Here is a 23,189-nt window from a genome sequence, read left to right as displayed (position 1 = left end):
AAGCAAGCAGATCAGCAATCACTTTTTTCAATTCGGCGCTGTGACAAAAGCCTATCGTTGACTTAGGAATTTCCCTCCCCTTCATTGTTCGCCTTTAGAGGGGAGGTTTTTAATTATGCCCCGCCGCTTTTTTTAAAAAGAGCATAGTGAACTCGCACGAAAAAAAGCTGCCGCGATTATTCCGCGACAGCTTGCTCACATGCCTACCTGAAAAATTCGATTTATCCTCTTAGCTCTGCCTGGTGGTCTTTTTTTACAGCAGCTAAAATCTGTTCGTGTGCTTCCTCTACTTCTTTATCCTTTAAAGTTCGATTTGGATCCAAGTATAACAAATTGAATGCCAGAGATTTCTTGCCTTGGGGCAGATTTTCACCTTGATAGACGTCAAACACCTGCACGTCTTTGACTAGAGGAGCACCCGCTTCGGAAATCGTCTCAGCAATGGCTCCTGCTGGAATATCTTCAGCAACTACTAAAGCAATATCCCTGCTGACAGAAGGGTACCTCGGAATGGTCTGGAATGTTTCTTCTTTCGTGTAATGCTTAAGAATTTCGTCCATGTTCAAATCAAATACATACGTATCCTTAAGACCGAGATCCTTTTGCAAGGTTGGATGAACCTGACCGACAAACCCTGCCGTTTCGTTTCCTATTTTAACGATAGCCGTTCTTCCAGGGTGCATGTCGGCAACCTTGTCCTTTTCAAAGGTCAATTCGACTTCCAACAGTTTGCTTAGTCCTTCAATAATCCCTTTAACCACATAAAAGTCTACTTCTTTTTTCTCTTGCTGCCATAAATGGGAAAGCCAGTCCCCTGTAATAGCTCCTGAAGCTCTCAATACTTCAGCAGGCTGTTTGGTGATCGTTTCTTCTTCACTAATGAATACTTTTCCTAACTCATAATAGCCGATGTTCTGCTGTTTTCTTGCCACGTTATACGAGAGGGACACCAAGAGTTCTGGAAGAAGGCTGAGCCTAAGATGGCTGTGGTCCTCACTCATCGGCATCGCCAGTTGAACCGCTTTTTCAGCTCGACTGCTCACTTCTGGGCTGACAAGCATTCCAGCTTTCTGATTATTCGTTAACGAATAAGTAATGGTTTCATCCAGTCCTGCTCCTTCAAAGTAGGCTTTTACTTTTCTTTTTAACTGTTGGACTAAAGAAAGCCCGCCTGCTTGAGATGCTCCATTTGGAAGTGTATATGGCAATTTGTCATAGCCATAGATTCTCGCTATTTCTTCCAGCATATCCTCAAATAGTTCAATATCGCCGCGGCGAGTCGGAATGGATACGGTAAATAAGTTTTCATTTTGACTATATTGGAATTGCAGTCTTTCTAGTATCTTACCGATCTCTTCGTTAGAAATACTCGTTCCTAACCGTTGGTTGATACGATCGCTTTGGATCGTTACCATTTTTTCAGACCGTTCAAGCTCATCAAATTTCGCGACCCCTGTAAGAATAGTTGCATTTGCATATTTCTGGAGCAGCTCACAGGCACGCCAGCCCGCCCGTTCCACTCGGTTTGGATCCACCCCTTTTTCGAATCTGGTACTGGATTCGCTCCGAAGACCATGGTCTTTAGACGATTGACGTACGATTCGCGGATCAAAATAGGCAGACTCGAGCAAAATAGTTGTCGTATCATCTTGTACTTCAGATTCAGAGCCTCCCATAACGCCGGCAAGCGCCTGTGGGTCTTCTCCATTTGTGATGACCAAATGGCTTTCTGATAACACTCTTTCCTGATCATCCAATGTCTTCATTACTTCACCTTTGCGTGCACGACGGGTCACGACTTCTCTCGAACCAAATCGGTCATAGTCAAAAGCATGCAGCGGCTGGCCGTACTCCAGGAGAACATAGTTCGTGATATCGACCACATTATTAATCGGTCGAATTCCAGCCGCTCTCAACCGATTTGTCATCCACAGTGGCGATGGACCAACCTTTACATCCTTAATGATAAAAGCTCCATAATATGGGTTTGCCTGCTGGTCTTCAACTCTAACCTTGACATAGTCTTCTGCTTTTTCCTGCGTTGTTTCCACTTGTTCTTCTCTTAATTGGTAATTTCCATCGATTGCTGCAGCAACCTCATAGGCTACCCCAGCCATACTTAAAGCGTCTGAACGGTTAGGTGTTAAACCCAGTTCAATAATGGTATCATCTAAATTTAAAAGTGCCCGTGCGTTTTCACCTGGAACAGCATCATCCGGGAAAACAAAAATGCCATCTGCAAATTCTTTCGGAACTTCTTTCTCGTCTACCCCAAGTTCTTGTAATGAACAGATCATGCCGTTTGATTCCTCGCCGCGAAGTTTCGTCTTCTTGATCTTGAAGTCGCCTGGTAAAACGGCACCAGGGACAGCTACAGCTACCTTCTGCCCTTTCGCGATGTTTGGAGCGCCGCAGACAATTTGTAACGTTTCGCTGCCTGTATCGACTTGGCAAAGGGAAAGCTTATCCGCGTTCGGATGTTGTTCGCATGATCGAACATGTCCGACCACCACGCCTGAAGCTTCCTCTGCAATTGGTTCAACGCTTTCAACCTCTATCCCTGTTTTCGTAATAATTTCAGCGAGTTCTTCTGGTGTATAATCACTAATGTCAATATATTCTTTCAGCCAATTTAATGATACGAGCATGCTTGTTTTCCTCCTTTATGCCTTATGATATTGTTCCAGGAATCGGATATCGTTTGTGTAGAAATTACGAATATCGTCAATTCCATACTTCAGCATCGCTATTCGTTCCGGTCCCATTCCAAAGGCAAACCCTGAATACACCGTTGGATCATACCCGGCCATTTCGAGAACATTTGGATGAACCATGCCGGCACCTAGTATTTCAATCCAGCCTGTACCTTTGCATACAGAACAACCTGCTCCTTCACAGACTTTACAAGAGATATCCATCTCGACAGAAGGTTCTGTAAAAGGGAAGAAACTCGGACGAAGTCTAATATCCCTCTCTGCTCCAAACATCTGTTTAGCGAAAGCATTCAGTACGCCTTTCAAGTCACTCATCCGCACATCTTCATCGACTAAAAGACCTTCCAATTGTGTGAATTGGTGAGAATGAGTAGCATCATCTGTATCCCGGCGATAGACTTTTCCAGGACAGATCATTTTCACAGGTTCTTTGCCATTTTTCTCCCCCATCGTTCTTGCCTGTACAGGAGAAGTATGAGTCCTGAGCAGCAACTCTTCCGTAATGTAAAAAGAATCCTGCATGTCCCGAGCGGGATGACCCTTAGGAAGATTTAAGGCTTCAAAATTATAATAATCCGTCTCTACTTCAGGGCCTTCTTTAATTTCAAACCCCATTCCGATAAACAGGTCTTCTATTTCCTCAACGATACTTGTTAATATGTGAGGGCCGCCTACTTGGACCGGTCTTCCCGGCAGAGTTACATCAATACTTTCTTCTTCGAGCTGTTTTTCTAAAGCAGCTTCTTCAAATCTCGACTGCTTTGAATCGATGGCTGCTGCTATACGTTCCCTAATATCATTTGCCAACTGCCCGATAACAGGCCGCTCTTCTTTTGTGAGCTTTCCCATCCCTCTCAATACTTCTGTGATCGGCCCTTTTTTTCCAAGGTATTCCACACGAATTTCTTTTAAGCCCTGGATATCTTCCGCTTTTTCTACTTTTTGAACAGCTTCTTGTTCTAACTGCTGCAAACGCTCTTTCATCAGCTTCTTCCTCCTTTAAATAGCACTTTGCATGTTAACTTTAAATAAATGGTTCAACTAAAAAAAGCCTCCTCCCAGAAAGGGACGAGACTTGATAAGCTTCGCGGTACCACCCTTGTTGACACAGCATTCCTATGTCCACTTGAGTTCATAACGGATAAATAACCCGGGTCATCATTGATGACCAGCTCCAGAGTGAAAGTTCAATCCCTGTCTCGATCGAAATGCTTACAGTCCATGGCATTTCATCCCTGAAATCGATTTTACAGTGATTTACTGACTCTTTCGTCGCTTTTCACTATATAACTGCTTATTTATTATAGAGAAAGTAGAAGGATTGTGCAACCTTACCCTCTAAAATAATACATGAGAATGCCGCCGGCCATGGCAACATTTAGCGATTCAGCTTTTCCATAAATAGGAATGTGCACCCGGTGATCAGCCATACCGGTAAGAGTGGGATCGATTCCGTTTCCTTCGTTGCCTACGATTAAAGCAGCATTCCCATCGGCATTAAAGTCTTTGTACGAAGCAGAGTTCTCTAGTGTTGAAGCATACACCGTAACCCCGGATTGTTTCAACCCTTCTATGGAACTTTCAAGGTCCTGTTGAAATACAGGGATGTGGAAAAGAGACCCTTGAGTGGACCGGATCACTTTTTCATTAAAAACGTCTACCGTTCCTTTGCCAGCGATAACTTGAGAATAGCCAGCCGCATCTGCCGTGCGGATTAACGTTCCTAAATTTCCAGGATCCTGAACAGCATCGACCAATAACGTCAGCGGTTTAAACGTTAAATCCTGCTGTTTTATATATACAACGGCAGCTATTCCTTGGGGAGTCTCTGTCCCGGCAACAGTAGCAAACACCTGAGTGCTTACCTCCGTAACCTCAACTTTTTGAGGAAGCTTCTCTTCATAATCTTCCCGGACAATCACTTCTTCAACATCCCAGTCACTACTCAAGGCTTCCTCCACTAAATGAATACCTTCAACTATAAATTTCTGTAATTGGTCGCGGTATTTCCGTTTATGTAATTTTTTCCATTCTTTGACTTTAGGGTTAGTGATAGATGTCAGCATATAATACCCTCTTTTACTAAAGTTTCTTACTTATCATACATAGCTTGACCTAAAATGGTCAAACTAAATGAGAAATCTTGAGGAACACAGTGGTTTTTGAATGATACCAAAGGAGGCCCTTGTGACATGGATCTTAATTTAAGAAAAGCTATTCTTTCTAACGTTTCCGGGCATAACACCGAGCAGCTGGAAGCTACAATCGTGGATGCCGTACAAAACGGAGAGGAAAAAATGCTGCCAGGTTTAGGCGTACTGTTTGAAATGATCTGGAAAGAAGCAAGTGAAGATGAAAAGCAGGAAATGCTGGAAACACTCGAACAGAGCCTGCAGCATAACCAAGTTCAATAACACTGAAAAACTGTAGAGAAGCCATTTGTTTCTCTACAGTTTTTCTGATCACTTAAAAATTCTTTCGATAATAAAAGCTGTCGAGAATTCTCTCGACAGCTCTTTCTTAAGAGGATCATGATTAATTAAAAGTGATTTCATTCACTTTATCCGTATCCAAGCGTTTGATCACTTCAACGATCAGTCTAACAGCGTTCTCAAAATCGTCTCTGTGAAGCATGGCTGCATGAGAATGAATATACCGGGTTGCAATCGTAATGGATAAAGCAGGGACACCATCATGACTTAAATGGATGGAACCTGAATCTGTACCACCGCCTGCCAGGGAATCAAATTGATACGGAATCTCTTTCTCTTCCGCTGTATCTACTACGAAATCACGCAAGCCTTTATGAGAAACCATGGAAGCATCATACAATATTATCTGCGGACCTTCTCCCATTTTACTGCACGCATCTTTATCCGATACCCCAGGTGTATCTCCAGCTATGCCCACATCTACTCCAAAAGCAATATCAGGATTGATCAGATTGGCAGATGTTCTGGCCCCTCGGAGCCCAACTTCTTCCTGCACAGTACCCACACCATAGACAATATTCGGGTGCTTCTCCCCTTTTAGCTGCTTCAATACTTCTATAGCGATGGCGCAGCCAATCCGGTTGTCCCAAGCTTTTGCAAGCAGCATTTTTTCATTTTTCATTTGAGTAAACTCAAAATACGGAACAATCGAATCGCCGGGTTTTACACCGAACTCCTTCGCTTCATCACGGCTGGATGCCCCGATATCGATAAACATATCCTTAATTTCTACGGCTTTTTTACGTTGATCTGCCGGTAGAATGTGCGGCGGTTTAGATCCTATTACACCTGTAAGGTTGCCTGTACGTGTCATAATGGTTACTCGTTGAGCCAGCATAACCTGACTCCACCATCCTCCTACAGGCTGAAAATAAAGATAACCATGATCATCAATGCGGGTCACCATAAACCCTACTTCATCAAGGTGTCCTGCAACCATGATCTTCGGTCCTTTTTTGCTGCCGGTTTTTCTTGCGATTAAGCTTCCAAGGTTATCCGTATAGACTTCATCAGCAAAGGGTTTAATATGCTGTTCCATAACATCCCGGGCTTCTTTTTCATTACCAGGGATCCCTTTAGCATCTGTAAGCTCTTTCAACATTTCTAACGTTTCATCTTTTTTAGCCATATGTATGTAGTCCTCCTCTTTGTTCTCTATCAGATATTATATCTCTTTTTCGAGGAATTCACAAAATATTACGGCTATTAGAAGCTAGTATCCTTGATCCTGACGCTGAAAGTTTACTTCATTCTTCTCACAATAAGCTTGTTGGATTTCGTTCTCATCAAAACCGAGCGTCCTGCCAAGCGTCAAATAGTCGGCAAACAATTGAATGTAACTTTCTTCATCAAGCTTCCTCTTGAAATGATCCGTGCTGGAATAGACATTTAAAAAAGCGGCAGTAGGCTGCATTTCTCTGCTTAGATCTGCCATTTTATAACGAAAGTTAAGATCTAATCCTAATGATAAAATAAAATGAAGCCCGTCCACATATTCTTCGAGAATCGTCGATTTCGGACTCGGAGATTTGGTGCTCCAAAATTTAAAACAGCGGGTTTCATTGGCAAGTTCTCCTATTTCTACGAGGAGCGCAAGAATTTTATATTCGCTCAAAGAGCTGGTTTCCAGTTGATGGTTCTCAGTAATATAGTTGTCGAGCTGCTCCTGCATGTCATACAATGAAGTCCAGTTCATATAAAGGTCACTCCTCTAAAAATTTTCTCACTAATAATGTAGCATTTTTTGAAACAAAACGGCAGGTCTTTACGTAGGAAAACTATCAACCGAATTATTAGGGAGACGATGTCTATGATTATTCTTTTTCGATTGCTGTTACTCATTGCCATTGCTTTCATCGTCTATACGGTATATAAATTTATTGTTAACCCGAAGAGAAAGCTGGAAATCGCCAGAGATAAAAAAGATTTCTATTTTCATGACAACCTGGATAATACAAAACAGAACCTTCTCATGACTTATAAGGGGTATGTATTCGAAGGGGAAAAATATTTAGGGACGACTGACCATTCCCTGGAAGTAGTAAATATCAGCGTGAGTGCGAGTAACCCCGAACAATTACAAGGACTGGATCGTGAGGACATCTATTTCTTGGAAAAAGAAATTCTGATCCGTTATCCACATGCTTCCATCGAATGGAAGTACCCGATTAATCGTTTAATTATTTATCCTTTAAAAAATGATGATTAATTCATCTATCAAATCATAAAAAACCCTAAAGACCCTTATCTTCAGGGCTCTCTTATTTTGTCAGCTTGCTTGAAAGAAATCATTCCAAACGAGAACTTCATACTTTCTCCTTGCAAAAAAGCACAACAAAGCTAAACCTCCTGAAAACAAAAGCATCATTGGAATCGAAAGAAGTGTCAGCCACTGCCCCATCGAAGTATAGATGACGGCTAACGGGAAGTTGGCCATTAAACTTGACTTCGTGTAATCTTTAAAATCAGTACTAATCTGAATGAGACAGAATGATAGTAAATGAAAATGGATAAAAGGTATTAATCGGAGGATCGCCACTTGTTTAACAGTTAAAGCGGAATGTCTTTTTAACAATCGTTTTTGCATCGATTGCAATCTCGTAAATCCTGATGGCAGCAGTCTGATCATTTTATAAAAAACTAAACTCGACAGCATCGTACCGATAATGGAATAGGCGCTGCCAGCAATTGGACCGAAAACCACTCCTCCTGTAATACAAACCAGCATAACTGGAATGAACAAAAAGGGCCGAAGAAGATGAATGGCAATGAAGATCAATGGAGCCCAGGCGTCTTGATGTGTTAACCAAGTTACAATGGCAGTAGATGTGTCGCCCATATACGTTTCCCTCCCTGTCTACAGAATATGACAGGGACCTTACTTATAGAACTGAACGATAGCATAACCCAACAGGAACAACTGTAAAAGCATAAGCAGTGGAAAACCTACCCGAAAAGCCATGTGCTTCGTCTTGTGGTGAAAAGCCTGCATGCCCAGACTGCCTCCTAGAGCTCCACCAGCCAGTGCAGCTGCCCACAAGGACTTCTCTTTAATTCTCCATTTGTGCGCTCTGGCACGCTTTTTATCCAATCCTATTATTAAGAATAGCCACAGGTTAATGGTAATATAGTAGCCAAACACCATCAGCCCCCAGTGATCCACATCAATCCGCTCCCCTATAAAAAAACCATTTCCTATCGTTCGGAAATGGTTTTTTCTACGATTATTTTAATGCTGTTTTTGCTTGTTCAGCTAGACTTGCAAAGCCTTGCTCATCATTAATAGCAAGATCAGCAAGCATTTTACGGTTCACTTCAATTCCTGCAAGCTTCAAACCGTGCATAAGACGGCTGTAAGAAATATCATTCATACGCGCTGCAGCGTTGATACGTGCAATCCAAAGCTTACGGAAATCACGTTTTTTCTGACGGCGGTCACGGTAAGCATACTGACCTGATTTCATTACTTGCTGTTTAGCAGTTTTAAATAACGCATGTTTAGAACCATAATAACCTTTTGCTAGTTTAAGGACACGGTTACGACGTTTACGTGTCACTGTTCCACCTTTAACTCGTGGCATTGGAATCCCTCCTAATTATTCGTTCTGTAATTAATCCTTCGGAAGCATGTGCTTAATACGACGGTAATCTCCTGCAGATACCAGCGCATCTTTACGCAATTTACGTTTCTGCTTCGTAGATTTATTCGCAAATAAGTGGCTTGTAAAAGCGTGGGAGCGCTTCACCTTGCCAGTACCTGTTTTTTTGAAACGTTTTTGAGTCCCTTTATGGGTTTTCATTTTAGGCATTACAATATTCCTCCCTATAATTAATTCCCTTACTTCTCGTTTAGAGGAGCAAGCATCATGAACATGTTACGACCTTCCATTTTAGGTTTGGTCTCGATCTGCGCTACATCTTTGCACTCTTCGGCCATACGCTCAAGGACATCCTGCCCTAACTCTTTGTGCGTAATTGCCCGGCCTCTGAACCGTACAGAAGCTTTCACTTTATCGCCCTTAGATAGGAATTTACGAGCATTACGAAGCTTTGTATTAAAGTCATGCTCTTCAATTCCAGGACTCAAGCGGACTTCCTTGATTTTGATCGTAGTCTGCTTTTTGCGAGCTTCCTTTTCTTTCTTCTGCTGTTCATAGCGGTACTTTCCGTAGTCCATAATACGGCAGACCGGAGGCTTCGCATTCGGTGCGACCATTACGAGATCAAGATTGGCATTAGCAGCTATATCCAGAGCTTCACTCCGTGATTTAACCCCTAGCTGATCACCATTTACGTCGATAAGCCGTACTTCACGTGCGCGGATTTTTTCATTAACATTCATGCTATCCTTGCTAATAACGAGCCACCTCCATCGAAATATTTAACTATTATTAGATCTGTAATCGACAAGTCAATTTGACACCATAAAAAAAGTGCAGGTACACACTGCACCCACACGTTTCCTATAGAATACAAAGGAATAAATAACCTGCCAACTGCCCTTAGGCGCCGATCAGGTGAGAAGCGGGTGCTTCTTCTTGTCTCAGATCCGTTCATTTAGTTACCTAAATAAGAATATCATGGCTGCCCTGCCTTGTCAACAATGTTTTGTATTTTCAATGGTTCTTCTGGTAGAGCAGCCTTATTACACATTGCTCGCTACTTATTTAACAGTTTCTGTTCAATTTCGTTGCGGATTTCTTCTTTAAATGTTTCAACGGATTTTGTTTCAGATTTTTGTTCTCCATACTTACGGACATTAACAGCGTAGTCTTCGATTTCTTTATCTCCAACTACGAGCTGATAAGGAATTTTTTGAGTCTGGGCTTCCCTGATTTTATAGCCGATTTTCTCATTGCGCTCATCCACTTCTACACGCACTCCTGCCTCACGAAGCTCATCTTCCAATGTTTTTGCATAGTTGAGATGGGCTTCTGCGGAAACAGGAATAATCTTAGCCTGGACAGGAGCAAGCCATGTTGGGAATGCACCTTTATACTCTTCAATTAAAAATGCCACAAACCTTTCCATTGTTGAAACGACTCCGCGATGAATGACAACCGGGCGGTGGTCCTGTCCATCTTCCCCAACATAAGTCAGGTCAAATCGTTCGGGCAGGTGAAAATCAAGCTGAACCGTAGAAAGTGTTTCATCTTTTCCTAGAGCAGTTTTTACTTGAACATCTAATTTCGGACCATAGAAAGCAGCTTCTCCTTCAGCTTCCACGTATTCAAGCTCCATTTCCTCCATCGTTTCCTTGAGCATTGCTTGGGCTTTCGTCCACATCTCATCGTTATCCACATATTTTTCCTTATCTTCAGGATCTCTATAAGACAGCCGGAAGTAGTAGTCGTTGATCCCAAAATCTCTATAGACACGTTGAACAAGCCGGACCACTCTTTGAAACTCATCCTTCAACTGGTCAGGGCGGGCAAAGATATGAGCATCGTTTAAAGTCATCGCTCGTACGCGTTGAAGCCCAGCTAGTGCACCCGACATTTCATGGCGGTGCATGGTACCGAGCTCTGCGATCCGAACAGGAAGATTCCGATAGCTGTGAAGCTGGTTTTTATAGACCATCATATGGTGAGGACAGTTCATCGGGCGAAGTACCAGGTCCTCATTATCCATTTCCATAGTCGGAAACATATCATCTTTGTAATGATCCCAGTGCCCACTTGTTTTATACAAGTCCACACTTCCAAGGACCGGCGTATAAACGTGGTTATAGCCAAGACGTTCTTCAGTATCTACAATATAGCGTTCAATCGTGCGGCGGATGGTTGCTCCTTTAGGAAGCCATAAAGGAAGCCCCTGGCCGACTTTTTGATTAACAGTGAAAATTTCCAATTCTTTTCCTAGTTTACGGTGGTCCCTTTCTTTTGCTTCTTCAAGCATATGAAGATACTCTTCCAAATGCGATTGTTTTTCAAAGGCCGTTCCGTAAATACGCTGCAGCATCTTATTATCGCTGTCCCCACGCCAATAAGCGCCTGAAATACTGAGTAATTTAAACACTTTAATTTTACTAGTCTGCGGTACATGGACTCCGCGACACAAGTCAGCAAATTCTCCTTGCTGATAAATCGTTAAAGTTTCACCTTCAGGAATGTCATCAATTAACTCTAGCTTTAGTTCATCATCGCTAAACTTTTTCTTCGCTTCCTCACGAGTGAGTTCGATGCGCTTAACTTCTAAATTTTCGTCAACAATCCGTTGCATTTCCTTTTCAATTTGAGGAAGGTCTTCTGGAGTTAAAGACTGATCCAAGTCTATATCATAGTAAAAACCATTTTCAATGACTGGCCCAACTCCAAAGTTCACGTCCCCATATAATCTTTTAATAGCTTGAGCCATGAGATGAGCCGTAGAATGCCGTAAAACCTCCAGTCCCTCTGGATTTTTGTAAGTCAATATTTCTATTGACGCATTTTGATTAATGGCACGCCTTAAATCATAAGGATTCCCATTCAACTTGATAGCCAGTGCCTGCTTTTTTAAACCAGGTGAAATGTCATGAGCAATCTCCTCGCCAGTTACACCTTTTTCAAATTGCTTTGTATTCCCATCCGGGAACTTGATTTCAATAGGATCAGCCATCATTCTTCCTCCTTTTCGTTATTCATGATTTTTCTTTAGCAGCATGAAATTGTGAAGACCCTTCTTCAATTCTCCCACAAAAAAAGCCCGCCCCTCCGCTTCAATCAGCAAAGGGACGAGCATTTCACTCGCGGTTCCACCCAATTTCCCGCATAGTTCATGCGGCTTCGTTCATCCTTAACGCGGATTTTACGCTGCTTATTACTGTATTGTTCACAAGCAGAGCTCCGAGGTGGTAAACAGCTAAGTCGTGTTACGAAGGAGCTTCCAGCCAATGACTCCTTTCTCTGCCCATACGTCTCTTAGTGCTCTTATCCTCTTCTAAGCCTTTGTAAGTATAATATGTAGGTATTATAGCGGTTATCAGAGGTCAAATCAAGTCTTTAAAAAGGAAAGTCCTTTAAAGGCTTCCAGGTTGCTTTCTCTTCAAAAATCCTTACGAGCAGTTCAAGTTTGCCCACACCCTGGCGATCTGAATAAATAATTAATTGATCAGGCGCGTGAACAAGAGCAGGAGTTAAATCCCAATCCAATGGCAAATCGCGAATAGAAGAATCCGGATACTGGTTCATGTAAAGCAGCGTTTCTGCTTCTCTCAATTCATTTCCTTCAGCGTGATAATAGCGAAAAGGAGAATCATCTTTTATATGGAGGAGCTGCACACCTGTATCGCGTAAGCTCACTCTTTGCCGCCAGGAATCCACCATAAGCTGATGAGCTTCTTCTAGTTTATATTCATCAATGAGCTTCCCCGTGTAATCGATAAGCGTCTGGTGGACAGCTTTTAAAACGTGAACGCATAAATGATCAAACTCTACACTATACGTTTCTTGTAACATTTGATCAATATTTTGGGAAACTTCCTCAAATAGAGGCGGCCAGGAATGGCCTTCTGGTGGAGAAGGATCATATTCCTGAGCTACTTCTAAAATCCTTTGAATCTCCTGCGGATCCGTATAATAATAGGAATACCTCAGCACACCTTCAAGCCAGCCGAGCAGTTTTCTTTCCCGAAATAATTCAACAAGTGCCGTAACTGTATCCTCATAGGCTTGCCCTAAGGTGCCGGTAATCAATTGGAATTCAGTTTGGTATTCCTGAGGTTTCACATTCCACTTCCCTTTTGAAAATCGCACAGCCTGCTGAAAAAAAGCGGCATCATCACGGTTAGAAAAGTAAATACATACCAACACAGTTCCCCCTATCCCTGCATTTCCTCTACCAAGTGTATAAAAGAATCATTAAATGACTGATGTGAAAGGAATGAATATTACTCAGTAATTCTATTTGAGTCACCTTATACTTATGTTAGAAAAAAAGGAAACATGCGAAGGCTTGGCAAATTTTTATCCTCTTCTATTTTTGCCTTCCACCGGTACGATTTCACTCAGCTGGCGGATCCTTTCCGTAATTCTTTTTGCTTTTACCTGCTCCACGTCACCCCGGGAACTTGTCATCATTACTTGCTCCAGCTCTTCAAGACTGTAATTGGAAGTGAAAAACACAGGGAGTCTTTCCATCATTCTAAATTGTAAAATGGAGCCAAGCACTTCATCCCTGAACCAGGCGGACTGGGATTCGGCACCAATGTCATCCAGCATTAAGACAGGTGCGTTCTTAAATGCTTCAATTTTTTCATTCATCGAATCATCTTTTATGGAAGCTTTTATCTCCCTTACAAATTCCGGCATATAGATGATCATGGATGGAATATTCTTTTTACTAAGCTCATTCGCAATAGCACCTAAAAAATAAGTTTTCCCCACCCCGAAAGGGCCGTGAAAGTACATCCCTTTCCCAGGCAGGACGTCGTCAAGAGATTCAATGTAGTGCACTGTTTTTTCAATGGCTTTCCCTCTATCAGGATCATTGTAATCAAGCCTTTCTAAATTCGCCTCCAGGATTTCTTTCGGCATATACAGACTTTTGACGAGTGATTTCTGACTTTCTTCCTGTTCTTGTTTACGCTGTCTTGGACATTTATCATAAGCAAGCTTTATCTCCGATTGATGGACTTCAACACGAGGGGCATAGCCTGGAAGGATATTAATACATTGTTCCCTTGTCGGACATTTTTCGCATTGTTTTGATTGAGATTGATATTCATATAATTTAATTAAATTCTTTTCAAGGTCTGACTCTGTTAATGAAGGATGTTTTTCAAGGAGCTTAAGAATCTCCTCCGACTTCAGAACATCTTCTTTCGTTTTCTGCAATCGCTGTTGAAACTGCTTATGGCCGCGCATCCATTTTTTTAGAGAATGCTGAATAGGTTCCATCCTTTCACCTCCTTAACTTCCATTTCCTTTATTCGTCAGTCTTCGAATCCGTTCGGCCATCTCACTCGAATTATAAGAGGAAGCAGCTTCATTGGTGGACGATTTGTTTTTCTGCTCTTTAAACCAGGAAGGCAGTACTTCTTTTTTGCCGTTTTGCCGATACGTCTTCTTTTGCTTGCCCCACTGCTGATACTGCTGATGTTCCGCTTTTGCCATATTCATAGCCTGTCGTACAGTGGATACATTTTTCCGTGCCCAATGGCTGGCAATCTTCTCTAAGTATGGTTTCGACAGCTTCATATCTGTCTTGAGCATGACATAATGAACAAGGACATTCATAACTCCTGGAGCGAGGCCTTGTTCGGTCATTACGTCACGAATGATCTTCAGATCCTGATCAGCTGCATGACTTCCAGATGACAAATCTTCTAATAGCTCTTTCGGTGAAATCTGCTCAAGCATTGCTACAAATTGCTCTTCCTTGGTACCTGTTTGCTGTTCTTTAGAAGAGAGCTTTTCTCTTTGACTTTCTAAAGGACTGGCTGATGTAGATGGACGGGCATTAATGAAATCATGACAAGCGGCTTTGAATTCTTCTACCATAAATTCATTGTCTTCATTAATGGCCCAGGTCACCGCTTTTTCAATTTCAGTTGATGTTAAGTTGTATAAATAAGCCAGCTGAACGATTACACGTTTATTATTTCCAGTAAGAATCCGGTCACTCGGATACATTCGCTCCCTCAACGTTTCCTTCAGCCAATGAAAATCTACTCTTGAGTCAGTGACCACTGGTCCTTTTGCTAACCCGTACTCGTTTGGTTTGGATTCTACATTTTTTTTCAACCTTGAAGCTGATTGGGAAATAGGTTGGAAAACGTCTTCAAATGCAGCAGTGGTTTCCTCATATTTACTTAGATCATACGATTTATGAGATACTCGTTTCTTTAAAGCTAAATACTTATCTTCTCCCAATTCATGGTGGAGAAGTAAAGAAAGCATTTCGTCAAGAAAGAACTCTTCCGGGGTAAATGGAGAGACGATCTCGTACAAATAAACCGTGTGGCCATCTTCTATGCATTTGTAGCTCCTAAGCAGGCCAATGGCTTCCAGTTTTTTTCTTGCTTCATAAATTTTATCCAGTTGGACAGAAAGGTACGACATAATCGTGTGATGAGTATGAACTTCCTGTTCATCCATCGTTTCAAACTCACTGTCTAAAAACTGGAAAAGCGAAATGGCTAACTGACCTAACAGCGGCTGATATAAATGAGTAAGCGCCACTCTTTCTCGGTTATGGGAAACTCCGCTCTTTTTCAAACGATAGCCATCGATGGGAAGCAGTTTTCCAATCGCATATTCCAAAATGCTCCACCCCTTCTATATCTTCAAAAAAGAAAATGAGCCGCATCAGGCTCATCCCTTATCCTCGTGTTTAATTAGTTCTTTTAATTCATCAATAAACACATTGATATCTTTGAATTGACGATAAACCGAGGCAAAGCGGACATAGGCAACTTCATCAATATCGGACAGACGCATCATAACCATTTCACCGATATCCTTACTTAAAACCTCTGAAACGCCTCGATTCCTCAATTCCTTTTCAATATCAAGCGTAACATTCTCCAGTTCCTCAACCGCAACCGGACGCTTTTCACAGGCACGGATGAGCCCCCGCATAAGCTTCTCACGGCTGAATTCTTCACGCGTGCCTTCTTTCTTCACTACAATTAAAGGCACTTCTTCAATGCGTTCAAATGTAGTAAAACGAAAATCACACGCTTCACATTCCCTGCGCCTTCGTATCGCTTGTCCTTCTTCAATTGGTCGAGAATCCAGTACTTTCGTGCTCTTATAGTGGCAATTTGGACATTTCAAATTCAATCAACTCCACATTCGCTCATTTCATCTTACACTAGGACGGATCAATTGAAGGAAACTGGCGGTCCAGCTGCTGATAAAGGCTGACAATTAAATTTCTGCTGAATCCAAAGTCGATCGGTCCACCAGATTCAGTTGTTACAGAAAAATCTACAGCAGTTTGAAATGGGCGCACCATAATTACAGTAGCTACAACAAACGCCGATCTCTTCCCTTTGTATTTAATCGTGATTTCACCACGTTCTTTAGAAGACGCGACCACTTCCGATGGCGTGTCGAACATGGCTTCTACAGCTCGGAATACTTCATCTTTCTTAGCTTTATAATAATGGGAAACAAGACCTTCATCACGATGATTTTCACTCGTTTCAGAGTGTTTGCTCACATACCTGGAAATAAAAGTTTTCACTTAAACAAATCCCTTCAACAAATTCGACATGATCTCCTAACATTTTAACATGATTTAATGAATTTAGGAAAGCTGTCTAAAACATGGAATCGATCCTATGTGCAGTTGCTGAAGAGAAATCAGTTGGATTAAAACATAAGACCACCCAGCATCGCTGGATGGTCTATCGTTTTGTTATTCGATATTATAAAGCACGAGATTGCTGAACTTCAACAGGACCCATGCCCCGGGGAACTTCTACTGTTTCATTTCTGCCTGCTTCTAATGCCTGCACGATATATTCTGCAGCAACATTAGGATCGATCCGATCACCGCATGTATAAACGTCTATACTGGCATAGCCATGTTCAGGAAAGCTATGAATTGTTAAGTGCGATTCAGAAATGATCACTACTCCGCTTACTCCATGCGGGGCAAACTTATGAAAAGCAACTTCTCTTACTTCCGCTCCTGCTTTCAGCGCTGCATCGACAAAAACTTGTTCAATAAACGACATATCATTCAATTTACTTTCATTACAATCCCATAGTTCAGCTATTACGTGTCTTCCCATTGTATCCATTATTTAGGATCCCCCTTTGTACATTGACTTCTTTGTCTCCTGAAATATCAGTCACGTACTACCACGGGGGAAAGTTAGTCCTGAGAGGTCCTAACCCTTTGAGTAGTCATGAAAAAAATAGAAATTCAGAAGTTCACAAAAAAGTATATACGGTTTATCCCCGATTTGCAAGACATTTTCTTGCAAGTTGGTACCTATTATAAAACACAATGGGAATCACTTCCACTATTAAGACACGCGTGCTTCTGTCTTCTGGTTCATAAATGATCCGACAAATTTAGCTAAATCTACTACTCTGCAGGAATAACCCCACTCGTTATCATACCAAGCAAGCACTTTGACTTTCCTCTGCCCAATCACCTGAGTGGAAAGCCCATCTACGATTGCCGAAGATGGAGAAGTTGTGTAATCAATAGAAACAAGAGGTTCCTCGCTGTATTCCAATATCCCTTGCATATCTTTTTTTGAGTACCGTCTAAATGCTTCATTCACTTCCTCAACCGTTGCTTCTCTTTTTAAATCCACGACTAAATCAACTAGAGAAACATTAGGAGTTGGGACTCGCAGCGCCATTCCATTTAACTTTCCTTTCATAGATGGAATTACTTCACCTAATGCTTTTGCGGCACCAGTGGATGTCGGAATAATGGATTGGGTACATCCTCTTGCCCTGCGTAAATCTTTATGAGGATTATCCAGGTTTTTTTGATCATTCGTAAAGGAATGGACAGTTGTCATCAAGCCATTTTCAATTCCAAAATGTTCTTCCAGCACTTTTACTACCGGAGCTAAACAATTTGTAGTACAAGAAGCATTGGAAACTACATCATGGAAAGCCGGGTCAAAGCTTTCTTCATTTACCCCCATCACAATAGTGGAATCTACATTTTTTCCGGGAGCCGTAATAATCACCTTTTTAGCTCCAGCTTCAATGTGAAGCTCCGCTTCTTCTTTGCTGCGGAATTTACCAGTGGCTTCGATCACAATATCAATCTCGAGTTCTCTCCACGGTAAGGTAAGCGGGTCTCTCGTGGAGCATAACACTATTTTTTTCCCATCGACGACTATACAATTTTCAGCAGCGGTGATTTCCCCTTCAAACCGTCCGTGAACACTGTCATATTTTAGCATGTGAGCTATGGTTTCTGCTGGATAGCTAGCATTCACTGCCACAAGCTCCAGGGAATCGTCCAAAACAGCTTTTCTAAACACCATTCTGCCAATTCTTCCTAAACCATTAATTGCAATTTTTGTTTTACTCATCATCCAGCCCCCAATTTATGTGATATACTTTTTATCCGAATTTCACAAATAGTATATCATATTGTAAGCGTTTTTGGATATTTGTTTACTATTTTTTTAAATAAAGGGCACAAAAATACGCCAAAGCCCAGGCTTTGACGTACTTATTGGATAACGTCCCAATTTCTAAGTATTTGTTTTAACTGCCGAAAGCTTGCATCTACAGGTCCATTATTATCAATGACAGCATCAGCAAGGCCGGCTTTTTCATCCAAAGACATTTGCGCCTTTATTCTTTGCTCAGCTTCTTCTAAAGAAGATTGATCTCTTTCCATTAACCTCTTTACCTGTGTTTCTTTATCAACATATACAAGTAATACCTGATCCACAAAATGTTGAAGCCCGCTTTCGAATAGAAGAGGAATATCAAGCACAACGGCTTTATGCTGCTTTTTTAATTCGTCACGCTGGTCTGTCATTTGTTTTCTTACTTCAGGATGAACAATTTCATTTAATTGTTTCCGTTTTTCATAATCATTAAATATTATACTGCCTAACCGTTTACGATCAAGGGTACGTTCTGCATTTAAGATTGTTTCACCAAAAGTTTCTACGATTTTCCTATAGGCAGGTTTTCCTGGCTCCACTACTTCACGGGAAATAATGTCTGCGTCTATAACAGGGATATTGAAATCCTTAAACATCTTCGATATGGTGCTTTTTCCACTGGCAATACTACCAGTTAAACCGATGACAACCGACATCATACCCCTCCTTACTAAGTTAATTTTATGATGGCAATGATGATTAAAAGAATAGCTGGAAATAGAGATAAGCTGTCAATTTTTTCATTCAGTTTCGCACCACAGATCAGTCCACCAGCTAACATAATACATGTCGCAGCGGCAATCAATCCCGCAGTAAGCAAAGGGGAAATGCCGATGAGTGCTCCACTAATACCAGCTCCAAAGGAATCCAGGGAAAGTGCTGCTCCAAGAACTAACACTTCTTTCCCACGAATTCCTCCTGATTGGTCCATATCTGCTTCGACCGGATTTTGAAATACCCGGGCTGGCTGTGTCCAAGGTTTCTTTTTACCTGGGGATGGTTTTTCTTTACGAAAATGCTGCCACAAGTAAAAGCAGCCGATGGCGATCAATAATACGGCCCCAATTCGGTTCGCTGCCTGCTCTGTTAAAAATGGAAGGAGAAGACGTCCAGCATAAGAGGAGAGTAGAAAACAGCTGCCGGAGACCATGCCAATCCCAATGATCCCTTTCCATGTCACCCCGATATTCTTCATTCCAATAATACAGCCTATTCCAAAGCTGTCGAGGCTTAATGCGATGACAAACAAAAACGTAAACACAGCAATCCCCATCTGATTTCACTCCTCACATTAACTGTGAGTTAGTGTATGCCGCTGGGGAGAATTGGTGTCATCGCTGACAAGTTAAACAAACGTGCGTTCCTCTTCCGCTTACCTTTAGTTTTATGATGGGAGTGCCACACTCCTGACAAAGAGAATGCTCCTTCCCATACACCATGAGTTTCTGCTGAAACATTCCCATTTGCCCCTGTCCATTTAAGTAGGAACGTATGGTAGTCCCTCCTTGTGCAACAGCATCCGTAATCGTATGGATGCTAGACTGCCGTATCGACTCTGCTTCTTGTTTTGTAAGTTCTTTAGCTATTCGTTCCGGATGAATCTTTGCACGATACAGTGCTTCATCGACATAGATGTTTCCGAGTCCTGCAATAACGGACTGGTCCAATAGTACGGCTTTTATATTTCTTGAAGTTTTTTGAAGTTTGCGGTAAAAGTAATCCAGTGTAAATGCTTCATCAAAAGGATCTGGCCCAAGCAGAGAAAGCGGCTTGCTTTCGCCTTCTTTCCCTTTTTCAAAGATATGCATGGTCCCAAACTTTCTTACATCCTGATACCGGAGCTCTGTACCATCAGTGAAATGAAAGATCACATGAGTATGCTTCAACGGTTCAGTGGTGCTGTCCTGAACACTGTATTTCCCCTCCATTCTCAGGTGGGAAACTAGAGTAAGGTCGTCTAATTCAAACAATAAAAATTTCCCTTTTCTTTTCATGTCTCTTATAGTCTGCCCATGAAGTGCCCGCGTGAAGTCCATCGGGTCCTTAGGCCGTTTAATGATGTTTCCCCAATGGACGGTAATTTGGTCTATGGTTTTATTAATAACTAACTGCTTTAACGTTTTTCTAACCGTTTCTACTTCAGGTAATTCCGGCATGTTGTCCTATCTCCTTACTTTGCATCGTACCAGGTCGCTCCATAGGAATAATCCACTTTTAAAGGAACACTTAAATCGACGGTGTGCTCCATGACGGAAGCAACCATTTCCTTCAATTGTTCAATTTCATTTTCTGGAGCTTCTAGAATCAATTCGTCATGTACTTGTAAAAGCATGGTCGACTTAAGATTTTCTTCTTTCAGCCGTTGTTCTAAATCGATCATCGCTTTCTTTATAATATCAGCTGCACTCCCCTGGATAGGTGTGTTCATAGCCGTCCGTACTGCGGCGTTTCGCTTATTAAAATTACGACTATTCATATCAGGTAAATACCTGCGCCGGTTCATGAATGTAGTGACATAGCCTGATTGTTTAGCTTGGGCAACTGTTTCATCCATATAATTCTTTACACCAGGATAGCTCGCAAAATAACGATCAATATAAGCTTGAGCTTCTTTTCGCGTAATGCCTAAACTTTGCGATAAACCATAATCACTAATTCCATACACAATTCCAAAGTTCACGGCCTTTGCTTGTCGCCTCATCTCACTTGTTACTTCTTCCCCACTCACCCCAAAAACCTCACTAGCCGTTTGCGTGTGAATGTCCTGACCTTCCCTAAATGCGGCAATAAGCTTTTCGTCTTCAGCCATATGGGCAAGTACTCTAAGTTCAATTTGGGAGTAGTCACTTGAAAACATCACCCATCCTTCTTTTGAAGGAATGAAGGCCTGCCGTATTTTTCTGCCTTCTTCAAGTCTGATCGGGATGTTTTGAAGATTCGGGTCAATCGAGCTAAGTCTTCCTGTCTGAGTAAGCGCCTGATTAAACCGTGTATGAATTTTGTTTGTATCCTTTTTAACTACTTTTAACAGTCCCTCAATGTAAGTAGATTGAAGCTTGCCCAGCTGTCTGTACAATAATATTTTCGGAATAATTTCGTGTTGGTCCTCCAATTGTTCCAGCACATCAGCTGAAGTGGAATAGCCAGTCTTTGTCTTCTTGATCACTGGGAGGTCGAGTTTTTCAAAAAGAATAGGTCCCAGCTGCTTAGGTGAGTTTAAATTAAAAGTCTCACCAGCGAGCTCAAAGATTTCTCTCTTTATTGCCTGAAGACGCCCTTCAAGCTCACTTTCCATTTCCTTCAATCGCTCTACGTCCACCTGGACCCCTTCATGCTCCATCCGTCCCAAAATAAGAGCAAGAGGCATTTCCAAATCTTTGTACAATTCATATTGGGCATTTTCTTTGAGTTTTTCTTCAATTTGATTCTTACACTTATATAAAAGACCAGCTTTTCGAACGACGTGTTCATGAAGAACTTCTTCGTCATCAGGACACTTCATTTTAGCACCTTTGCCATACACTTCCTCGTCATACTTTACTTCTGTTTCTCCCAGGCGATGGCTGATCGCAGGAATGTCGTGATTGTTTTCAGAAGGATTAATTAAATAGGAAGCAAGCAGCAAATCGAAACTGATTCCTTTGATATGAATACCATAACGCAATAAAGCAACCAGTGTCTTTTTCGCATCAAATACCCATTTTTCCTGATCAGGATCCTCTGCCCAATCCTTGAACATGTCTGAATTTAATGCCTGTTCCAACGGCAGAATATATTTCTTTTTCTCGTTAACGACAGCAATGGCTTCTACAGGTGCGACATGATAATTTTCCTGAAGCATTTCCACAATGAGAGCCTCTTTACCGGTGAACATGTCGTTGTTCCATTCATCTACGATTTCGTAATCAACCGCTTCCCAATCCTTATCAGAATCGCTCTCTGCCTTGTCGCCAGCTATTCTGCCGAGCAATGACTGAAAGCCCAGCTCTTTAAAGACCTGACTGACTTTATGACTTTCATAACTTGGAAACGCAAGCTCCTTCAGCCCAATTTCAATAGGAGCGTTCCGCTCGATAGTTACCAGTTTTCTGCTCATAAATGCGTCTTCCTTATGGTTTTCAAGCTTTTCCTTTAATTTCTTTCCGCTTATTTCACCAAGGTTTTCAAATACGTGTTCCAGTGTATCAAATTGCTTCAATAATTTTACAGCTGTTTTTTCCCCTACTCCTGGCACCCCTGGAATATTATCAGAGCTATCTCCCATCAATGCTTTCAAATCAATCACCTGATCCGGTCGTATGCCCATTTTTTCTTCCATAAATGAAGGATCATATGTATCCACATTGGTGATGCCTTTCTTTGTCAAAGCGACATTAATATTTGGTGAGACGAGCTGAAGCAGATCCTTATCTCCAGAAATCACCTTGACTTCATAGCCTTCGTCATCCGCTTTCGTAGCAAGCGTTCCAATGATATCATCTGCTTCATATTGCTCTAATTGATAGTGCGGGACACTGAAGGCATCAAGGACCTCCTTTAATACTGGAAATTGCTCGGAAAGTTCAGGCGGGGTTTTTTGTCTTCCCCCTTTATATTCTTTGTAAGTAGCGTGGCGGAAAGTTGTTTTCCCCGCGTCAAATGCAACTAATATGTGGTCCGGATTATCTTCTTCAAGAACTTTTAAAAGAATGGTCGTAAAGCCATACACCGCATTTGTATAGACACCTTTATCGTTATTTAACAGGGGCAGTGCAAAAAATGCCCGGTACGCAATACTATTTCCATCAATTAATACCAATTTTTCAGCCATAGCTATCACTCCTCTTCGTTCTACAGAAGCGTATAAAGCAAACCCACTGGAATTTCACTCACATACACCTTTTTCACCATTCTACCATG

Annotated in this window: 24 protein-coding genes and 3 other annotated features; of the genes, 2 read left to right on the top strand and 22 right to left on the bottom strand. The window is 41.8% G+C overall.

Going from position 1 to position 23,189, the window contains the following annotated elements; genetic code table 11:
- Positions 1-221: 221 nt before the first annotated feature.
- The 3 genes from pheT to MUN89_RS09915 all read right to left on the bottom strand — a co-directional run bounded on the left by pheT (position 222) and on the right by MUN89_RS09915 (position 4,780).
- Positions 222-2,648 (bottom strand): phenylalanine--tRNA ligase subunit beta, encoded by a 2,427-nt coding sequence (gene pheT, locus MUN89_RS09925; RefSeq protein WP_244713268.1) that lies wholly within the window; start codon positions 2,646-2,648, stop codon positions 222-224.
- Positions 2,649-2,663: 15 nt separating this feature from the next.
- Positions 2,664-3,698 (bottom strand): phenylalanine--tRNA ligase subunit alpha, encoded by a 1,035-nt coding sequence (pheS, locus tag MUN89_RS09920; RefSeq protein WP_244713267.1) that lies wholly within the window; start codon positions 3,696-3,698, stop codon positions 2,664-2,666.
- A gap of 77 nt (positions 3,699-3,775) precedes the next feature.
- Positions 3,776-3,996 (bottom strand) — a binding site (T-box leader).
- Positions 3,997-4,045: 49 nt separating this feature from the next.
- Entirely contained in the window at positions 4,046-4,780 is a 735-nt protein-coding gene (locus MUN89_RS09915; RefSeq protein ID WP_244713266.1) for a TrmH family RNA methyltransferase, read from the bottom strand.
- Positions 4,781-4,906: 126 nt separating this feature from the next.
- Here MUN89_RS09915 and sspI point away from each other — a divergent pair, with 126 nt between their 5' ends.
- Positions 4,907-5,128, top strand: a complete 222-nt coding sequence (gene sspI / locus MUN89_RS09910; RefSeq protein ID WP_244713264.1) for a small acid-soluble spore protein SspI — start codon at positions 4,907-4,909, stop codon at positions 5,126-5,128.
- 121 nt (positions 5,129-5,249) lie between these two features.
- Here sspI and MUN89_RS09905 read toward each other — a convergent pair whose 3' ends face one another.
- Both MUN89_RS09905 and MUN89_RS09900 read right to left on the bottom strand, forming a co-directional pair.
- On the bottom strand, positions 5,250-6,335 hold the full coding sequence (locus MUN89_RS09905) for a M42 family metallopeptidase (protein WP_244713263.1): 1,086 nt from the start codon (positions 6,333-6,335) through the stop codon (positions 5,250-5,252).
- 84 nt (positions 6,336-6,419) lie between these two features.
- Complete coding sequence (locus MUN89_RS09900; RefSeq protein ID WP_244713262.1) at positions 6,420-6,902, bottom strand: dUTP diphosphatase; 483 nt, start codon at positions 6,900-6,902, stop codon at positions 6,420-6,422.
- 114 nt (positions 6,903-7,016) lie between these two features.
- Here MUN89_RS09900 and MUN89_RS09895 point away from each other — a divergent pair, with 114 nt between their 5' ends.
- Positions 7,017-7,415 carry a sigma-w pathway protein ysdB gene (locus tag MUN89_RS09895; protein WP_244713261.1) on the top strand — a complete coding sequence of 133 codons (399 nt, stop codon included), beginning with the start codon at positions 7,017-7,019 and terminating at the stop codon, positions 7,413-7,415.
- Between the two features lie 60 nt (positions 7,416-7,475).
- Here the strand turns inward: MUN89_RS09895 and MUN89_RS09890 are convergent, their stop codons facing one another.
- The 17 genes from MUN89_RS09890 to polA form a co-directional block, all read right to left on the bottom strand.
- Positions 7,476-8,045: a TVP38/TMEM64 family protein gene (locus MUN89_RS09890; protein WP_244713260.1), complete on the bottom strand. Its 570-nt coding sequence runs from the start codon at positions 8,043-8,045 to the stop codon at positions 7,476-7,478.
- 39 nt (positions 8,046-8,084) lie between these two features.
- Positions 8,085-8,369 carry a DUF1294 domain-containing protein gene (locus MUN89_RS09885; RefSeq protein WP_318036132.1) on the bottom strand — a complete coding sequence of 95 codons (285 nt, stop codon included), beginning with the start codon at positions 8,367-8,369 and terminating at the stop codon, positions 8,085-8,087.
- Between the two features lie 61 nt (positions 8,370-8,430).
- On the bottom strand, positions 8,431-8,787 hold the full coding sequence (gene rplT, locus MUN89_RS09880) for a 50S ribosomal protein L20 (RefSeq protein WP_244713259.1): 357 nt from the start codon (positions 8,785-8,787) through the stop codon (positions 8,431-8,433).
- A gap of 30 nt (positions 8,788-8,817) precedes the next feature.
- Positions 8,818-9,015 (bottom strand): 50S ribosomal protein L35, encoded by a 198-nt coding sequence (rpmI, locus tag MUN89_RS09875; RefSeq protein WP_244713257.1) that lies wholly within the window; start codon positions 9,013-9,015, stop codon positions 8,818-8,820.
- Positions 9,016-9,044: 29 nt separating this feature from the next.
- Positions 9,045-9,548, bottom strand: coding sequence for a translation initiation factor IF-3 (gene infC / locus MUN89_RS09870; RefSeq protein WP_244713256.1), 504 nt, complete (start codon positions 9,546-9,548; stop codon positions 9,045-9,047).
- Between the two features lie 79 nt (positions 9,549-9,627).
- Positions 9,628-9,752, bottom strand: a sequence feature (ribosomal protein L20 leader region).
- A 113-nt stretch (positions 9,753-9,865) separates the two neighbouring features.
- Entirely contained in the window at positions 9,866-11,806 is a 1,941-nt protein-coding gene (thrS, locus tag MUN89_RS09865) for a threonine--tRNA ligase (RefSeq protein WP_244713255.1), read from the bottom strand.
- A gap of 108 nt (positions 11,807-11,914) precedes the next feature.
- Positions 11,915-12,139: a binding site (T-box leader), on the bottom strand.
- A gap of 50 nt (positions 12,140-12,189) precedes the next feature.
- Positions 12,190-12,996 carry a sporulation protein YtxC gene (ytxC, locus tag MUN89_RS09860; RefSeq protein ID WP_244713254.1) on the bottom strand — a complete coding sequence of 269 codons (807 nt, stop codon included), beginning with the start codon at positions 12,994-12,996 and terminating at the stop codon, positions 12,190-12,192.
- A 156-nt stretch (positions 12,997-13,152) separates the two neighbouring features.
- Complete coding sequence (gene dnaI / locus MUN89_RS09855) at positions 13,153-14,085, bottom strand: primosomal protein DnaI (RefSeq protein WP_244713253.1); 933 nt, start codon at positions 14,083-14,085, stop codon at positions 13,153-13,155.
- Positions 14,086-14,097: 12 nt separating this feature from the next.
- The gene (locus MUN89_RS09850; RefSeq protein ID WP_244713252.1) at positions 14,098-15,450 is read right to left on the bottom strand and encodes a replication initiation and membrane attachment family protein; all 1,353 of its coding nucleotides are present in this window, start codon (positions 15,448-15,450) and stop codon (positions 14,098-14,100) included.
- Between the two features lie 51 nt (positions 15,451-15,501).
- Positions 15,502-15,966, bottom strand: coding sequence for a transcriptional regulator NrdR (nrdR, locus tag MUN89_RS09845; protein ID WP_244713251.1), 465 nt, complete (start codon positions 15,964-15,966; stop codon positions 15,502-15,504).
- Between the two features lie 37 nt (positions 15,967-16,003).
- A complete protein-coding gene (locus MUN89_RS09840) occupies positions 16,004-16,354 on the bottom strand; it encodes a cytosolic protein (protein WP_244713249.1) in 351 nt (116 codons plus the stop codon).
- 208 nt (positions 16,355-16,562) lie between these two features.
- A complete protein-coding gene (speD, locus tag MUN89_RS09835) occupies positions 16,563-16,940 on the bottom strand; it encodes an adenosylmethionine decarboxylase (protein WP_244713247.1) in 378 nt (125 codons plus the stop codon).
- 228 nt (positions 16,941-17,168) lie between these two features.
- Positions 17,169-18,203 carry a glyceraldehyde-3-phosphate dehydrogenase gene (locus MUN89_RS09830; RefSeq protein WP_244713245.1) on the bottom strand — a complete coding sequence of 345 codons (1,035 nt, stop codon included), beginning with the start codon at positions 18,201-18,203 and terminating at the stop codon, positions 17,169-17,171.
- Between the two features lie 143 nt (positions 18,204-18,346).
- Positions 18,347-18,946: a dephospho-CoA kinase gene (gene coaE, locus MUN89_RS09825; protein ID WP_244713691.1), complete on the bottom strand. Its 600-nt coding sequence runs from the start codon at positions 18,944-18,946 to the stop codon at positions 18,347-18,349.
- A 14-nt stretch (positions 18,947-18,960) separates the two neighbouring features.
- On the bottom strand, positions 18,961-19,563 hold the full coding sequence (locus MUN89_RS09820) for a manganese efflux pump (protein WP_244713244.1): 603 nt from the start codon (positions 19,561-19,563) through the stop codon (positions 18,961-18,963).
- 58 nt (positions 19,564-19,621) lie between these two features.
- Entirely contained in the window at positions 19,622-20,446 is an 825-nt protein-coding gene (gene mutM / locus MUN89_RS09815; protein ID WP_244713243.1) for a DNA-formamidopyrimidine glycosylase, read from the bottom strand.
- A gap of 14 nt (positions 20,447-20,460) precedes the next feature.
- Positions 20,461-23,100, bottom strand: a complete 2,640-nt coding sequence (gene polA / locus MUN89_RS09810) for a DNA polymerase I (protein WP_244713242.1) — start codon at positions 23,098-23,100, stop codon at positions 20,461-20,463.
- Positions 23,101-23,189 lie beyond the last annotated feature (89 nt).

Source organism: Halobacillus salinarum, assembly GCF_022919095.1.
GTDB classification, from domain to species: domain Bacteria; phylum Bacillota; class Bacilli; order Bacillales; family Halobacillaceae; genus Halobacillus_B; species Halobacillus_B salinarum.
Note: the sequence above shows the minus strand (reverse complement) of the source record. Positions and strands in the feature narration are given on the sequence as shown.

Bases quoted from the DNA above. Each gene is read 5' to 3' on its own strand.
- pheT (WP_244713268.1), bottom strand. From the start codon at position 2,648: ATGCTCGTATCATTAAATTGGCTGAAAGAATATATTGACATTAGTGAT.
- pheS (WP_244713267.1), bottom strand. From the start codon at position 3,698: ATGAAAGAGCGTTTGCAGCAGTTAGAACAAGAAGCTGTTCAAAAAGTA.
- MUN89_RS09915 (WP_244713266.1), bottom strand. From the start codon at position 4,780: ATGCTGACATCTATCACTAACCCTAAAGTCAAAGAATGGAAAAAATTA.
- sspI (WP_244713264.1), top strand. From the start codon at position 4,907: ATGGATCTTAATTTAAGAAAAGCTATTCTTTCTAACGTTTCCGGGCAT.
- MUN89_RS09905 (WP_244713263.1), bottom strand. From the start codon at position 6,335: ATGGCTAAAAAAGATGAAACGTTAGAAATGTTGAAAGAGCTTACAGAT.
- MUN89_RS09900 (WP_244713262.1), bottom strand. From the start codon at position 6,902: ATGAACTGGACTTCATTGTATGACATGCAGGAGCAGCTCGACAACTAT.
- MUN89_RS09895 (WP_244713261.1), top strand. From the start codon at position 7,017: ATGATTATTCTTTTTCGATTGCTGTTACTCATTGCCATTGCTTTCATC.
- MUN89_RS09890 (WP_244713260.1), bottom strand. From the start codon at position 8,045: ATGGGCGACACATCTACTGCCATTGTAACTTGGTTAACACATCAAGAC.
- rplT (WP_244713259.1), bottom strand. From the start codon at position 8,787: ATGCCACGAGTTAAAGGTGGAACAGTGACACGTAAACGTCGTAACCGT.
- rpmI (WP_244713257.1), bottom strand. From the start codon at position 9,015: ATGCCTAAAATGAAAACCCATAAAGGGACTCAAAAACGTTTCAAAAAA.
- infC (WP_244713256.1), bottom strand. From the start codon at position 9,548: ATGAATGTTAATGAAAAAATCCGCGCACGTGAAGTACGGCTTATCGAC.
- thrS (WP_244713255.1), bottom strand. From the start codon at position 11,806: ATGGCTGATCCTATTGAAATCAAGTTCCCGGATGGGAATACAAAGCAA.
- dnaI (WP_244713253.1), bottom strand. From the start codon at position 14,085: ATGGAACCTATTCAGCATTCTCTAAAAAAATGGATGCGCGGCCATAAG.
- speD (WP_244713247.1), bottom strand. From the start codon at position 16,940: ATGGATACAATGGGAAGACACGTAATAGCTGAACTATGGGATTGTAAT.
- MUN89_RS09830 (WP_244713245.1), bottom strand. From the start codon at position 18,203: ATGAGTAAAACAAAAATTGCAATTAATGGTTTAGGAAGAATTGGCAGA.
- coaE (WP_244713691.1), bottom strand. From the start codon at position 18,946: ATGTCGGTTGTCATCGGTTTAACTGGTAGTATTGCCAGTGGAAAAAGC.
- MUN89_RS09820 (WP_244713244.1), bottom strand. From the start codon at position 19,563: ATGGGGATTGCTGTGTTTACGTTTTTGTTTGTCATCGCATTAAGCCTC.
- mutM (WP_244713243.1), bottom strand. From the start codon at position 20,446: ATGCCGGAATTACCTGAAGTAGAAACGGTTAGAAAAACGTTAAAGCAG.
- polA (WP_244713242.1), bottom strand. From the start codon at position 23,100: ATGGCTGAAAAATTGGTATTAATTGATGGAAATAGTATTGCGTACCGG.